The sequence below is a fragment of the Pseudoduganella sp. LjRoot289 genome, assembly GCF_964252925.1.
In the GTDB taxonomy this organism is placed as follows: domain Bacteria; phylum Pseudomonadota; class Gammaproteobacteria; order Burkholderiales; family Burkholderiaceae_D; genus Rugamonas.
Map to the genome: position 1 here is coordinate 5,004,431 of NZ_CAXUPN020000001.1, position 14,995 is coordinate 5,019,425.

General features: G+C 62.4%; 12 protein-coding genes. 7 read left to right on the forward strand and 5 right to left on the reverse strand.

The annotated features are described in order from the left end of the window. The first annotated feature begins 77 nt into the window (after window positions 1-77). From ACSQ8Y_RS21435 to ACSQ8Y_RS21465, 7 genes are all read left to right on the forward strand, one after another. On the forward strand, window positions 78-1,970 hold the full coding sequence (locus ACSQ8Y_RS21435; RefSeq protein ID WP_436268445.1) for a DUF4214 domain-containing protein: 1,893 nt from the start codon (window positions 78-80) through the stop codon (window positions 1,968-1,970). 34 nt (window positions 1,971-2,004) lie between these two features. Continuing rightward, entirely contained in the window at window positions 2,005-2,640 is a 636-nt protein-coding gene (locus ACSQ8Y_RS21440; protein ID WP_436268446.1) for a hypothetical protein, read from the forward strand. Between the two features lie 12 nt (window positions 2,641-2,652). After that, window positions 2,653-3,741 (forward strand): RHS repeat-associated core domain-containing protein, encoded by a 1,089-nt coding sequence (locus tag ACSQ8Y_RS21445; RefSeq protein WP_436268447.1) that lies wholly within the window; start codon window positions 2,653-2,655, stop codon window positions 3,739-3,741. Next, window positions 3,738-4,133 carry a hypothetical protein gene (locus tag ACSQ8Y_RS21450; RefSeq protein WP_436268448.1) on the forward strand — a complete coding sequence of 132 codons (396 nt, stop codon included), beginning with the start codon at window positions 3,738-3,740 and terminating at the stop codon, window positions 4,131-4,133. Before ACSQ8Y_RS21445 ends, ACSQ8Y_RS21450 begins: the two co-directional genes overlap by 4 nt. Before the next feature lie 437 nt (window positions 4,134-4,570). Next, window positions 4,571-4,804, forward strand: a complete 234-nt coding sequence (locus ACSQ8Y_RS21455; RefSeq protein WP_436268449.1) for a hypothetical protein — start codon at window positions 4,571-4,573, stop codon at window positions 4,802-4,804. Window positions 4,805-4,816: 12 nt separating this feature from the next. Beyond that, window positions 4,817-5,995 carry an RHS repeat-associated core domain-containing protein gene (locus ACSQ8Y_RS21460; RefSeq protein ID WP_436268450.1) on the forward strand — a complete coding sequence of 393 codons (1,179 nt, stop codon included), beginning with the start codon at window positions 4,817-4,819 and terminating at the stop codon, window positions 5,993-5,995. After that, complete coding sequence (locus tag ACSQ8Y_RS21465; protein ID WP_436268451.1) at window positions 5,992-6,369, forward strand: hypothetical protein; 378 nt, start codon at window positions 5,992-5,994, stop codon at window positions 6,367-6,369. The genes ACSQ8Y_RS21460 and ACSQ8Y_RS21465 overlap by 4 nt, the downstream gene beginning before the upstream one ends. A gap of 251 nt (window positions 6,370-6,620) precedes the next feature. Here ACSQ8Y_RS21465 and ACSQ8Y_RS21470 read toward each other — a convergent pair whose 3' ends face one another. The 5 genes from ACSQ8Y_RS21470 to ACSQ8Y_RS21490 all read right to left on the reverse strand — a co-directional run bounded on the left by ACSQ8Y_RS21470 (window position 6,621) and on the right by ACSQ8Y_RS21490 (window position 14,879). After that, window positions 6,621-9,353 (reverse strand): molybdopterin-dependent oxidoreductase, encoded by a 2,733-nt coding sequence (locus tag ACSQ8Y_RS21470; RefSeq protein WP_436268452.1) that lies wholly within the window; start codon window positions 9,351-9,353, stop codon window positions 6,621-6,623. 85 nt (window positions 9,354-9,438) lie between these two features. After that, the gene (locus ACSQ8Y_RS21475) at window positions 9,439-10,656 is read right to left on the reverse strand and encodes an NAD(P)/FAD-dependent oxidoreductase (protein WP_436268453.1); all 1,218 of its coding nucleotides are present in this window, start codon (window positions 10,654-10,656) and stop codon (window positions 9,439-9,441) included. Window position 10,657: 1 nt separating this feature from the next. Next, window positions 10,658-11,005: a nitrite reductase small subunit NirD gene (nirD, locus tag ACSQ8Y_RS21480; RefSeq protein ID WP_436268454.1), complete on the reverse strand. Its 348-nt coding sequence runs from the start codon at window positions 11,003-11,005 to the stop codon at window positions 10,658-10,660. A 15-nt stretch (window positions 11,006-11,020) separates the two neighbouring features. Further along, a complete protein-coding gene (gene nirB, locus ACSQ8Y_RS21485; RefSeq protein WP_436268455.1) occupies window positions 11,021-13,552 on the reverse strand; it encodes a nitrite reductase large subunit NirB in 2,532 nt (843 codons plus the stop codon). A 28-nt stretch (window positions 13,553-13,580) separates the two neighbouring features. Continuing rightward, window positions 13,581-14,879: an MFS transporter gene (locus ACSQ8Y_RS21490; RefSeq protein ID WP_436268456.1), complete on the reverse strand. Its 1,299-nt coding sequence runs from the start codon at window positions 14,877-14,879 to the stop codon at window positions 13,581-13,583. Between the last annotated feature and the right edge of the window lie 116 nt (window positions 14,880-14,995).

Consider the following 14,995-nt stretch of genomic DNA (forward strand, 5'->3'; position numbering starts at 1 on the left):
GAAATTGGTGACAATTTCGCACAGGAAAGCATGCTAGTCTGGGCACCTTTTGCCCTCCACCCGGTTCCATGAAAAAGTTGAACAGATTCGTCGCCCTGCTGTTGCTGTGCGCCGCGCTAAGCGCCTGCGGCGGCGGTGCCCAACAGGACAGCACCACCCAGACACATCCCAAACTACTGGGCGGCCCCGCCGTCACCAGCGCCGCCGCGATAGCCACCGCGGCTGCCGCCGTCAAGGAATTTTCCGGGCTGCGCGAGGACTACACAATCTACAACAATGGCTACACCGCTACCGTGACCAGCAAAACCGGCGTGCAGGTCAACGTCCCTGCCGACAGCACGCTGCGCTTCAGCGACCGCTCGCTAGTGCTCAGCACCAGCGGCAACGCGGCCGTCGTCTACCGCCTTTACCAGTCGGCGTTCAACCGCACACCCGACATCGGCGGCCTGACCTACTGGACCCGGGCGCTGGAGAATGGAACGCCGCTCGAGACCATCGCCACCGGCTTTGTCGACTCGCCGGAATACCGGAATCTATACGGTGCCGATCTCTCCCACGTCAATACGGTCGAGAGCATGTACAACAACGCGCTGCACCGCGCCAGCGACGCCGACGGTATGGCCTACTGGCTGCTGCACCTAATCCGAGGCAACATCACGGTGGCACAAATGCTCACCAGCTTCAGCGAAAGCCCCGAAAACCAGGAGGCTACCAAGACTGCCATGCGGAGTGGCATCGCCATTTTTGAAACAGGAGTCAGCTACAGGCCGGTGGCACGCGGCGGCCAGTCACGGGAAGTGCTGGCGGGTACGCTGGTGCAACTGGACGGCTCGGCCAGCAGCGGCGACGGCGACCTTGTGCACGAGTGGACCCTGCTGCTGCGCCCCGCCGGCAGCCTGGCTGTACTGGCGAATGCGCACAGCGCCCAAGCCACCTTCACGCCCGACGTCGCGGGCCAATACCTGGTGTCGCTGGTGGTGCGAGTCGGCGCGGCGCGCAGCCAGGAAGTGTCGCTGCTGGTGACGGCAAAGGTCATTCCCGATGTCTGGCGCGCACCGAGCGAGGCGGTGCCGGCCACAGGCAACTACGTCTACCTGCAAGGCAGCGGCGGCGACTACATCGTCGGCAACGGCAGCTATCTGTACCGCCAGAGCGACGCAAACCTGACCTTGAGCGCCAGCGCCAACTATCTGTCGCTGCGCGTGGCGGGCGACCAGGACTGGTCGGGCGATTTCAAGCAGTCCGGCACCGGAACCCAGCTTGTGCCCGGTTACTATGGCGACTTGACGCGCTACCCCTTCCAGGGGACCAATATGGGAGGCCTCAACTGGAGCGGCGAAGGCCGTGGATGCAATACGCTGAAGGGCTGGTTCGTGGTCGACAAGGTAAGCTACAACGGCTCAACCCTGAGCGCCATCGACTTACGCTTCGAGCAACACTGCGAAGGCGGATCGTCCGCGCTGCATGGCCAGGTCCATTGGGATGCCGCCGACACCAGCGGCATACCTGGCCCTGTGCTGCCGATGCCGGCCGGATTATGGTCGCCCTCCATCGTCACGCCGACCGCCAATTCAGTCTACCTTGAGAGCACAGCCGGCGACTACATCGGCCAAAGCAAGACCTACTCCTATCTGGCGCCCGCCGCGACGGTCAATGTTTCCGGCAACAGCTTCACGGTCAACGTGAGCGGCAGCGATTCCTGGAACGCCAACTTCGTCGGCATGAGCTCACTCTCGGCACTCAAGCCGGGCTACTACGGGGGGCTGCAGCGCTATCCCTTCCATAACGAGGTCAAAGGCGGCATGTCCTGGAGCGGCAACGGGCGCGGCTGCAATACGCTTACCGGCTGGTTCGCGATCGACAAGATTACCTATGTGTCGGGCAACGTGAAGGAGTTCGACGCCCGCTTCGAGCAGCACTGCGAAGGCGGCAACAGTGCCTTGCGCGGCAAAATACACTGGGTGTATTGACCGCGCTCGGCGTCGATGCCCGCTTCAGCGGGCTGTGGGGCTGACGCAAGTGGCAGGCATCCAGACCAACGCCGTGGCGATGGACCTGAACGGCAGCACGACCAACAACGGTGCGGTCCAGTTCAACCATGACGCGCGCGGCCGGATGGTGTCGGCCACTACCGCCATTGGCTTGGTCGACTACAAGATCAACGCGCTGGGGCAGCGCGTGCAGAAGGTTACGCCGTTGGCCACCACCGTCTTTCATTACGACATGGGCGGCAAGCTGATTGCCGAGACGACTGGTGGCGCCACCACCGAATATGTCTACCTGGACGATATGCCGGTTGCGGTGCTGAAGTATGTGATCGGCCTGCTCAATGTGAGCGGCAGCGTGAAGCTAGTGCAGAATGGCGCCACGTTAAACCGCGCCACCGGGAAATATGTCGGCAGTGTAATGGTGAGCAACACCAGCGGTGCGGCGCTGGCCGGTCCCTTGCAACTCAAGCTGAGCGACCTGGCCGCTGGCATCACGTTGGACAACGCCACCGGCACCGACGCGGGCGCGCCGTACATTACCGTGTCAGGTCCGTTGAACACGGGCGCCAGCATCAGTGTGCCGCTGACCTTTAGCAACCCGGCCCGTGCTTTGGTCGGATACACGCCCGTGCTCTATCAAGGCAACTTCTAGGGATCACCTGACATGCACTTCAAACATATAAGCTCGTGCGTATTCAACCGCATTCTCACGACAACATGGCTGCTGCTGGCTTGGCTATGCTGCACAGCAGCCTCGGCGGCCACATCGATCAGCGCGGTCGCTACGCCGTCGGCTGCGACGGCGCCGGCCAACGTCACCTTGTCCGTGGTGGTGAACGCAGACCCCGAGCCGGTCACGGTGACAGGCGTCGAATACTTCAATGGTAACAGCTCCCTGGGCGTGGCCACCTCCGCACCATTCAGTCTGGCGCTGACCAATGTTGCCGCCGGCACGTATAGCATCGTGGCGAAGGCCACCGTGGAAAATCCAGAGAACCCCGTCCTTGTTTCCGCACCCACCATGTTGACCGTCACAGGCAGTGTCGCCAGCGGGGCAAGCGTGTACTATATCCAGACGGATCAACTGAACACGCCAAGGGCGATCACGGATCAGGCCAACGCGCTGGTCTGGAAATGGGACAGCGATCCGTTCGGCATGTTGCCGCCGAATGAGACGCCAGTTTCGTCCACACGGTTCACGTTCAATCCTAGGTACCCTGGCCAGTATTTTGATAGGGAATCAAATCTCCACTACAACTACTATCGGGACTACGATTCGCAGACCGGGCGGTATGTGCAGAGCGATCCGATTGGCCTTGGTGGCGGCATCAATACCTACGGATATGTCGGTGGAAATCCCCTTCGCTACACTGATCCGCTGGGCCTAGCTCGTAACTCCGTAGAAGCTGCCCTCCAGCAGGCGATCCTTGAGGGAAATGTCGCGGAAGTAGAGGTCATTGCTGACGCCGCAGGGATTGCAGACTCCAGTGCAGTCGCAAGGGCTGCAGCGAATGCTAACAAAATTAAACACATTTTCGGTGATCCCGCGCATAAACTCGAACCACTCGTTAAGGCTTGTGGTTCAGAAGGAAAAGCGCTGGGGGCTATGAGGACTGCCGCAGAAAAAGCGGCGAAGGGCATGGCTGATGGACTGGTTAGGAGAATGCCAGTTGTCGTAAATGGGGTAAGTATTCAGGTTAATGGCGTGGTAACTGGCGGCGTCTTTTTATTGGGAACTGGATTTGTTCCATGAATGATTTAACGACTTTAGAACTTGAAATTTTGAGTGTTCTGTTTTCTTTTTACCGCTTGAAGACGGAAGAGGTTCGACTGATTGTGGATTCGATTCACGTGAAAGACAGAATATTTTCCAGCCCAAAAGGGGGCGAGTGCTCTGGCTTTTACACTCATTTCAAGGATAACGTAGCCTTGGAAAGGCTTACAGATGTTCGTAGTGAATACTGTGTTCAGGCAAAGTTTGATCAGCTAAGGAGCGGCGAAATGGGATTTGTTATTTTTTGTGATCCGGCGAGGAAATCACTTCTCGTTATTGAGGGTTTCCTGTACGGGGACGACCGTGTTTCTATGGACGAGCTACTGAAAGATGAACACTCGTTATCAGTGTATGCGCTACCAGGCATGTAGCGCTTACGCTGAGCAATCTGGCGCATCTGGAGCGCGTTTGGCGCGAGGGCGACGGGGTCAGTCCCGGCAAACCGCCAAATCGAGAAGGTTGCCCGCGCGGCACGACGAAGGCAGGGCAGCGAAGGCAGGTTAGTGCCGCCAAACGGACCACGATCGCAAAGGCACGCAAAGGCACAGGGTCCAAAGGCACAGGGTCAGATCCGACAAGCGGACACGGGCTGATACATAGCTAAATTGGCCGCTCCAAGGTTCTTCTTATTTACAAAAAAAGCCGTCCCCAACCCGCTGCTTTGCGCGCGGGTCCTGGGTACGGCCTCTTTTTTAGTCTGGATGTTGGACCTGACCCCAAAGATTTCCAAAGATTTCCAAAGATTTCTGAAGCTAATGGAGAATGGCGCCACGTTAAACCGCGCCACCGGGAATATGTCGGCAGTGTAATGGTGAGCAACACCAGCGGCGCGGCGCTGGCCGGTCCCTTGCAACTCAAGCTGAGCGACCTGGCCGCTGGCATCACGCTGGACAACGCCACCGGCACCGACGCGGGCGCGCCGTACATTACCGTGTCAGGTCCGTTGAACACGGGCGCCAGCATCAGTGTGCCGCTGACCTTTAGCAACCCGGCCCGTGCTGTGGTCGGATACACGCCCGTGCTCTATCAAGGCAACTTCTAGGGATCACCTGACATGCACTTCAAACATATAAGCTCGTGCGTATTCAACCGCATTCTCACGACAACATGGCTGCTGCTGGCTTGGCTATGCTGCACGGCAGCCTCGGCGGCCACATCGATCAGCGCAGTCGCTACGCCGTCGGCTGCGACGGCGCCGGCCAACGTCACCTTGTCCGTGGTGGTGAACGCAGACCCCGAGCCGGTCACGGTGACAGGCGTCGAATACTTCAATGGTAACAGCTCCCTGGGCGTGGCCACCTCCGCACCATTCAGTCTGGCGCTGACCAATGTTGCCGCCGGCACGTATAGCATCGTGGCGAAGGCCACCGTGGAAAATCCAGAGAACCCCGTCCTTGTTTCCGCACCCACCATGTTGACCGTCACAGGCAGTGTCGCCAGCGGGGCAAGCGTGTACTATATCCAGACGGATCAACTGAACACGCCAAGGGCGATCACGGATCAGGCCAACGCGCTGGTCTGGAAATGGGACAGCGATCCGTTCGGCATGTTGCCGCCGAATGAGACGCCAGTTTCGTCTACGCGCTTCACGTTCAACCCAAGATTTCCTGGACAGTATTTCGAAAAGGAGACCAACCTCCACCACAACTACTACCGCGATTATGAACCCCTTACTGGGCGATATTTGCAGAGTGACCCCATAGGTCTAGGTGGCGGCATCAATACTTACGGCTATGTCAGCAGTAATCCACTTACTTCTTATGATCCAATGGGATTAAAGGAGTATTCTGACAGTTTTGTTGGACCACTTCCACGCGGGGGATATAGAACTTCGCAAATGAGCAAGACAAGATGCGGAATCATTCCGCCATTTCCACCAGGCATTGATCCTGCGGGGAATATTAGCAATGCCCGTCACAATCCATGGTGGTTCAGGGATCAGGTAAGGAATGGCGGGCCAATGGATTACAAGCAACGAGGAGCGCTGTATCAAGACTTTGGAAACTTCAATTATGGTGCCGTTGGAACAGCAGTCGGATTCCCAAGCGTGACCTTAGCAAGGGAGGCGGGTCGCGCCCAGCAAGCAGCTGGGACTTCGAGACCGGAGTGGGGAAAACCCGGCCCGATCCTTAACCCGATGGCAGGCATTCCACCTTATGGCGACGATCCTGAAGACCAAGCGTGGATTCAAAAGGGCATTGACTATTGTAAATGTATGGAGTCGAGTAAATGAAAATTTCGCTGCTGACACTCTTCATTGCTTGCGGTGTCGGAATGTCATTTTCTGCATGCGTGGAACCGGTTTGTGAAAATCAGGTATTGAGAGAAATAAGCTCCCCCGACGGGAAAAAAATTGCGACTCTATTTTCGCGAAATTGCGGTGCAACAACTTCACACGTACAAGTTGTAAAAATCAGAAGATCAGGCACCAATTTTTCAGGAGAAAACCCGACGACCTACATTTTCACCATGAGAGGAGAACATAAAGTCGATATTAGGTGGCTAGCTGGTGATCAGCTGCAGATCACTCGCCCTCAATATGCCGACGATATTTTTCACGAAGTGAATGTATGGGACGGATCGAAAATTTCCTATGCACCTAAGTGATCTCCAAAACGTTCCGACGTATGCTTGCTGTTCATGCTGACACGCGGGCGACCATCTCCCGCCGCGTCTCGGCCATTTAGTGACTGTCACATGCCGCTTTAATGAATGGGAAACTCCTGCACGTCGACGAGACCGTGGTGCAAGTGTCCAAGGAACCCGCTTCCACCACCAGTCCGGGGCGGATTCCCGCCTGCGCGGCGGTCCGCGATGCGGAATGGCACAATTCAGAGTTCTTCGAGGTTCCGTACTATTCACGCCGGCGCGTCGGCCACCATCTCCAGCCGCGTCTCGGCTAGCAGCTTTTTCAGCTCGGGCACGCAGGAGCCGCAGTTGCCGCCGGCTTTCACGCAGGCAGTCACTTCCGGCACCGACTTCAGGTCCTGCTCGCGTATCGCCGAGCAGATGGTGTTGCGGCCGACGCCGAAGCATGAACACACGGTCGGGCCGACGTCGACGCCCTTCTTCAGCGGGCGGCCGATCAGCAGACTGGCGCGGTCCGCGTCTGCCAGCACCTCTTCCGCGAACATGCCGGCCAGCCAGCTGCGCGCCGGCAGGTCCAGGCGCGGCGACAGGAAGATGCACTGCTCGATGCGGTCGTCCACCACGTGCACGGCGCGGTACATGCCTTCGGTGCGGTCGGCGTATTCCAGCCAGTCCGCATCCGGGTCCTGCACGCCCAGCAGCTCGCGCGCCCACTCGCTGAAATCGGCGATGGCATTGCGGCCGGCCAGTTCGTAGCGCGCGAAGTCGCGGCCCTGGATGCGGGTCCAGTGCGCCACGCTGTCCAGATCCAGCTCGGCGCGGCTCAGGATGAAGGCGTGCCAGCTGACGCGGAACTGCTCGATGCGCACCGGCGTGTGCTTGAATTCGGGTTCGCCCGAGACCGGGTCGACCACCGGGTTGACCACGCCGCCGACGCGCGCGTCGGACGAGGTCTGGCCGCTCCAGTGGATGGGAATGAAGACGCCGCCGCGCGCGATGCCGCCGCCGTGCTGCACGCGCGCCACCATCGAGCCCCACTGGCTGCTCACGCGCGCCAGTTCGCCTTCGCGCACGCCGTGCAGCAAGGCGTCCTGCGGGTGCATGTCGATGAAAGATTCCGGTACGTGGTCGGCCAGCTTGGCCGAGCGGCCGGTGCGCGTCATCGTGTGCCACTGGTCGCGCACGCGGCCGGTGTTCAGCGACAGCGGATAGTCTTCGTCCACGGCGTGCACCGGCAGGCGCGGCACGGTGGCGATGAAGCGCGCCTTCCCGTCCGGGTAGGCGTAGTGGCCGTCCTCGAACAGGCGCGCGGTGCCGCCGGCGACGGCGACGTGCTGCAGCACCGGCCACTGCACCGGCGCCATGGTGTCGAAAGCGCTACGGTCCATGCTTGCCAGGCCGGCGATGTTGAATATGCGCGGCAGGTCGTCGGCGCTGTTGCGCCAGGCGCTCAGGCGCGCGTGCTCGTCGAACACCTCGTGCACGCCGTTGAAGTCGAAGCCGCCGTAACCCATGCGCTGCGCGAACCGGGACACGATCCACCAGTCGCCGCGCGCTTCGCCCGGCGCCGGCAGGAAGGGCCGCTGGCGCGAGATGCGGCGCTCGGAATTGGTGACGGTGCCGTCCTTCTCGCCCCAGCCCAGGGCCGGCAGCAGCACGTCGGCGTAGGCGTTGGTGTCGGTGTCCTGGATGATGTCGGAGGCCACCACCAGCTCGCATTTTTGCAGCGCGCGCTTGATCTGGTCGGCGTTCGGCAGGCTAACCACCGGGTTGGTGGCCATGATCCACACCGCCTTCACGCGGCCCGCTTCGATGGCTTCGAACAGGTCGACCGCTTTCAGGCCGGGCTTGTCGGCCATGCCCGGCGAATCCCAGAAGGTCTGCACCGCGTCGCGGTGCGCGTCGTTGTCGATGTCCATGTGCGAGGCCAGCATGTTGGCCAGGCCGCCCACTTCGCGTCCGCCCATGGCGTTCGGCTGGCCGGTGATCGAGAACGGGCCGGCGCCCGGCTTGCCGATGCGCCCGCCGATCAGGTGGCAGTTGATGATGCTGTTGGCCTTGTCGGTGCCGGCCGAGGACTGGTTCACGCCCATCGAGAAGGCGGTGATGACCTTGGCGGTGCCGGCGAACGATTCGTAGAACTCCATCAGCGCGGCCAGGCTGACCTTGCAGGCCTTGGCGACGGCGGCCGGGTCGGCGCAATCGACTTCAGCGGCGGCCAAGGCGGCATCCAGGCCGCTGGTGTGCGCGGCCACGTAGTCGGGATCGACCGCGCCGATGCGCGACAGGTAGCTGAGCAGGCCGTTGAACAGCCATACGTCGGTGCCCGGCTTGACGGGCAAGTGCAGGTCGGCCAGTTCGCAGGTGGCGGTGCGGCGCGGGTCGATCACCACCAGTTTCAGGTTGGGGCGCTTCTCGCGTTCGCGCGCGATGCGCTGGAACAGGATGGGGTGGCACCAGGCCATGTTGGAGCCGACCAGCACGATCATGTCGGCCAGTTCCAGGTCCTCGTAGCAGACCGGAACCAGGTCCTCGCCGAAGGCGCGCTTGTGGCCGGCCACGGCGGACGACATGCACAGGCGCGAATTGGTGTCGATGTTGGCGCTGCCGACGTAGCCCTTCATCAGCTTGTTGGCAACGTAGTAATCTTCCGTGAGCAGCTGGCCGGACACGTACAGCGCCACCGCGTCCGGGCCGTGCTCGGCGATGACAGCCTTCCATTTGTCCGCCACCTTGTCCAGCGCCTCGTCCCAGGACACGCGGCGCAGCGCATCCGAGCCGCGCTCGTCGCGCACTTGCGGATACAGCAAACGGCCTTCCAGGCCCACCGTCTCGCCCAGCGCGGAACCCTTGACGCACAGCTTGCCCAGGTTGGCCGGATGCGACGCGTCGCCGGCGACGGTCACCGTGCCGTCGGCCTGCGGCGTGGCCTTCACGCCGCAGCCGACGCCGCAATACGCGCAAGTGGTGGATACCGACAGATTATCTTGGGACAGGTTCATGATAGTTTCCAATCCTGGGGTCAGGCCTGCATTCGTGCATTTCGCGAAGCGAAATGCACGAATGCAGGCCTGACCCCAGCAGTTTTTAGGCGGCGCACAGGGCTTGGCCGAACAGCAAGTGCTGGCGCATCGCGGTGATGTCGGTGCGGTTCTGGATCAGCTCATAGTACCAGGGACCGTCCTGCACGTCGCCGTACAGGACCGCGCCGACCACGCAGCCGCCCTTGAGCACCAGGCGCTTGTAGACGCCGCGCCGCGCGTCGCGCAGCACCAGGTCTTCGCTGCCTTCGCCGCCGATGAAGTCGCCCACCGAGTACAGGTCCACGCCGGTCACCTTCAGGCGCGTCGGGGAAGTCTGCTGCACGTAGCGGCGGTGGCCGGCGCCGGCCAGGTGCGCGCCGCACACGCGGGCTTGCTCCCAGATAGGCGCCACCAGGCCGAAAGTGGCGCTGCGGTGCTGCACGCATTCGCCCACAGCGTAGACGCGCGGATCGTAGGTTTGCAGCGTGTCGTCGACGACGATGGCGCGGTCGCAGTGCAGGCCGGCCGACTTGGCCAGCTCGATGTTGGGACGCACGCCGGCGGTCATCACCACCAGGTCGGCCGGGATTTCGACGCCGTCCTTGAAGCGCACTGCCGTCACGCGGTCCGGGCCGACGATTTCGGCGGTCTGCGCGCTGAGCATGAAGTTCAGGCCCTTGCCTTCCAGCGCCTTCTGCAGCAGCTGCGCGGCCGGCTTGTCGAGCTGCTGGTTCATCAGCGCGTCGGTCACGTGCACCACCGTCACCTGCATGCCCTGGCGCAGCAGGCCGTTGGCCGCTTCCAGGCCGAGCAGGCCGCCGCCGATCACCACCGCGTGCGTGTGGTTGCGCGATGCTTCGAGCATCGTTTCCACGTCCTGGATGTCGCGGAAGGCGATCACGCCGGGCAGCTGGTGGCCGGGGACGGGAATGATGAAGGGCTTGGAGCCGGTGGCCAGCAGCAGGCGGTCGTAATGCACTTCCTTGCCGGACTGCGCGCGCACGACGCGCTTGCGGCGGTCGATATGCACCACCGGGTCGCCCGCGTGCAGCGTGATGCCGTTGCTCTCGTACCACTCGCGCGTGTGCAGCATGATGTCGTCCACCGTCTTCTCGCCGGCCAGGACCGGCGAGAGCAGGATGCGGTTGTAGTTACCGTACGGCTCGGCGCCGAACACGGTAATGTCGTACAGCTCGGGCGCGAGCTTTTGCAGCTCCTCGACGGTGCGCATGCCCGCCATGCCGTTGCCGATGACGACGAGCGCCGGACGCTTGGTGTCCATCTCAGGCTCCGACCCAGACTTTGCCGCCGTCGATGCGGGCGGGATAGGTGGCCACCGAGTGCTCCGGCGCTTCCAGGCATTCGCCGGTCTGCAGGTCGAAGTGGTGCTTGTAGATCGGCGAGGCGACAACGATGCGCTCGCCCAGGCTGCCCACCAGGCCGCGCGAGAGCACGGACGCCTGCGAGTTCGGGTCGAAGTTGTGGATGGCGAACACGCGCTGTTCGCCGTCGTTCACGCGGAACACGGCCACGTGCTCGCCGTCGAGCAGCGCGCACACGCCGGTGTTCGGTACGATTTCTTCCAGCGCGCAGATGGCGGTCCAGCGGTCGGTATGGGTATCACGGTGCATGGTGTTCTCCTAAGCTCAAGCTACTTTGATCGGGATGACGACGCCTTTGCGCTCTTCCAGCGTGGCGGGACGGATCTGGCCGCGTTCTTCCATGAAGATCACGTTCGGGTCGGTCTGCTCGCTGTTGACGAAGTGGCGGAAGCGGGCGCGCGTTTCCGGATCGGTGACGGCAACCTTCCACTCGCACTCATAGGTGTCGACCACGCTCTGCATCTCGGCTTCCAGCTCGGCGGCGATGTTCAGCTTGTCGTCGATGACGACCTGCTTCAGGTAATCCAGGCCGCCTTCCAAGTTGTCGCGCCAGGTGCTGGTGCGCTGCAGGCGGTCGGCGGTGCGGGTGTAGAACATCAGGAAGCGGTCGATGTACTGGATCAGGGTGGCCTTGTCCAGGTCCGACGCGATCAGTTCGGCGTGGCGCGGCTTCATGCCGCCGTTGCCGCACACGTACAGGTTCCAGCCCTTTTCGGTGGCGATGATGCCGACGTCCTTGCCCTGCGCCTCGGCGCACTCGCGGGTGCAGCCGGACACGCCGAACTTGATCTTGTGCGGCGTGCGCAGGCCCTTGTAGCGGTTTTCCAGTTCGATCGCCAGGCCGACGCTGTCGTCCACGCCGTAGCGGCACCAGGTCGAGCCGACGCAGGACTTCACGGTACGCAGCGACTTGCCGTAGGCATGGCCGGTTTCAAAGCCGGCGTTGATCAGTTCTTCCCAGATCAGCGGCAGCTGCTCGACGCGCGCGCCGAACAGGTCGACCCGCTGGCCGCCGGTGATCTTGGTGTACAGGCCGTATTTCTTGGCCACGGTGCCGACGGCGATCAAGCCGTCCGCCGTGACTTCGCCGCCGGCCATGCGCGGCACCACGGAATACGTGCCGTCCTTCTGGATATTGCCCAGGAAGTAGTCGTTGGTGTCCTGCAGGCTGGCGTGTTCCTTCTTTAGCACGAAGTCGTTCCAGCAGGAGGCCAGGATGCTGGCAGCCAGCGGTTTGCACACGTCGCAGCCCAGGCCCTTGCCGTGCTGCGCCAGCAGCGCGTCGAAGGTGCGGATATTGCCGACGCGGATCAGGTGGTACAGCTCCTGGCGCGAGTAGGCGAAGTGTTCGCAGACATGGTTGTTGACGTCCATGCCCAGCTTCTTCATTTCGGCCTTCATCACCTGCGTCACCAGCGGCACGCAGCCGCCGCAGGCCGTGCCGGCCTTGGTGCAGGTCTTCAGCGCGCCGATGCTGGTGGCGCCGTCGGCCACGGCCGCGCAGATCGCGCCCTTGGACACGTCGTTGCAGGAGCAGATCTGGGCACCGTCCGGCAGCGCGTCCACGCCCAGGCCGACCTTGGCCTTGCCGTCGGACTGCGGCAGGATCAGGAACTCCGGCGATTCCGGCAGTTCGATCTTGTTCAGCATCATTTGCAGCAGGGTGCCGTATTCGCTGGCGTCGCCCACCATCACGCCGCCCAGCAGGTAGCGGCCGCAGCTCGACACCACGATCTTCTTGTAGACCTGCTTGCGCTCGTCCATGAACTGGTAGGAGGTGCTGCCCTCTTCCTTGCCGTGCGGGTCGCCGATGGAGGCCACGTCCACGCCCATCAGTTTCAGCTTGGTGCTCATGTCGGCGCCGTTGAACTCTGCCGCGTCGCCCAGCATGTGCTTGGCGGCCACGCGCGCCATTTCATAGCCGGGCGCCACCAGGCCGTAGACCATGCCGCCCCAGGCCGCGCATTCGCCGATGGCGTAGATGTCGCTGTCCGAGGTCAGGCAATTGTTGTCGATGGCGATGCCGCCGCGCGCGCCCAGTTCCAGGCCGCATTCCTTGGCCAGCATGTCGCGCGGGCGGATACCGGCCGAGAACACGATCATGTCGGCGTCGAGGTGGCTGCCGTCGAAGAATTCCATGCGGTGGGTACCGTCCACGCCGTCCACGATGGCGGTGGTGTTCTTACCGGTGTGCACGGTCACGCCCAGCGCTTCGATCTTGCTGCGCAAAACGCGCGCGCCGCCGTCGTCGACCTGCACCGCCATCAGGCGCGGCGAGAACTCGACCACGTGGGTTTCCAGGTTCATGTCGCGCAGGGCCTTGGCGCATTCCAGGCCGAGCAGGCCGCCGCCGATGACCACGCCGGTCTTGGAGCGCTGGCCGCATTCGAGCATGGCTTCCAGGTCTTCGATGGTGCGGTAGACGAAGCAGTCCTTGCGGTCCTTGCCCGGCAGCGGCGGCACGAAGGGGAAGGAGCCGGTGGCGATCACCAGTTTGTCATAGCTGAGCACATCGCCGCCGTTGGTGGTGACGGTTTTCGCGGCCGGGTCGATGACGGTGGCGCGCGCATTCAGGCGCAGCACCATGTCGTCGCGGTCGAAGAAGCCGTCCTTCACCAGCGACAGGTCCTGCGCCGATTTTCCGGCGAAGAACTCGGACAGGTGCACGCGGTCGTAGGCCGGACGCGGCTCTTCGCACAGGATGGTCACGTTCAGTTTGACGCCGTTGCCGTAGGTGGCCAGGCTCTCGAGGAATTTGTGGCCGACCATGCCGTGGCCGATGACGATGATGTTCATTGCTTTGCTCCTAATATTCTGTTCGTGCTTACGCGGCGGCGGCCAGCGAGGATTCTTTTTCCGCGGCGGCGCTGAAGCGCGCTGCGATGGCGCACAGCGCCGAGGCGGCTACCAGCACGCCGAGGATGCTCAGGGTGTGCTGCACATCGCCCACGCCCTTCATCAGGAAGCCCGCCGCCACCGCGCCGACGTTGCCGCCCGCGCCGATGATGCCGGCCACGCCGCCCAGGGCGCGCTTGTCGACGAAAGGCACCAGTGCGTAGGTCGCGCCGCAAGCCATGTGGGTGAACAGGCCGAACACCAGCATGGCGATCACGGCGAACATCACGCTGTCGGCGTTGGCGAACCACAGCAGGCCGACGCCTTCGCCGATCATCATGATGAACAGCAGCGTGACGCGGCTGTTCAGGCTGCCGCGGATGGCTGCCTTGTCCGAGACCCAGCCGCCCAGGGCGCGGGCAAACAGCGCCAGCAGGCCGAAACTGGCGGCGGCCATGCCGGCCTGCGGCAGCGACAGCTTGAAGTGGTCGACGTAATAGACGGCTGCGATGTTGTGGATGAAGATCTCGACGCCGAAGCAGGCGCCGTAGGTGACGAACAGCAGCCATACGCGGTAGTTGCCGGCGGCCAGCTTGAAGCTTTCCCAGCCGCCTTTTTTGCCGCCTTCGATGGCGATGCCGGCTGCGCGCAGTTCGCTGTAGTTGCCTTGCGGGCAGTCTTGCGTGAATTTGTAGTAGACCACGGACATGATGAGCATCAGCACGCCTGGCACCACCAGGGCGGCGCGCCAGCCGTATTTCTCGCCGACGCCGGCCATCACCATCGCGCCCATCAGCAGCGGCATCAGGCCTTGGGCGACGCCGCCGCCGGAATTACCCCAGCCGGCAGCTGCCGCGTTGGCGGTGCCGACGACGTTGGGGGCGAACATCACCGAGGTGTGGTACTGGGTGATGACGAAGCTGGCACCGACCGCGCCGATCAGCAAACGGAAAAATAAAAAGCTTTCGTAGCTCTGCGATGCGGCCACGCCCAGCACGGGAATGGCGCCAAGCAGCAGCAAGCCGGTGTAGGTCTTGCGCGGGCCGTAGTGGTCGCACATCGGGCCGATGACCAGGCGCACGATGATGGTGATGGCAACGGCGGCAATGTTGATGTTGGCGATTTGCGCCATCGTCAGACCGAATTCGCCTTTAATCACCGGCATCAGCGGGGCGCAGGCGAACCACGCAAAGAAGCAGACGAAGAACGCCATCCAGGTCAGGTGGAAGGCACGCATCGGCGGCGTGGAGATGGTGAAGAGCTTGATGCTGGTAGCTTTGCTGGCCATTTTTTTTCCCGTCTAGAAAACAAAAAAGCGTCCGCGCAGCCTTGATCTAATTCAAGCTGGGCGGACGCCGTTGTCCTGCCAGTCCATCATTAGACCAGCGCATTTGTTTGAGGGAT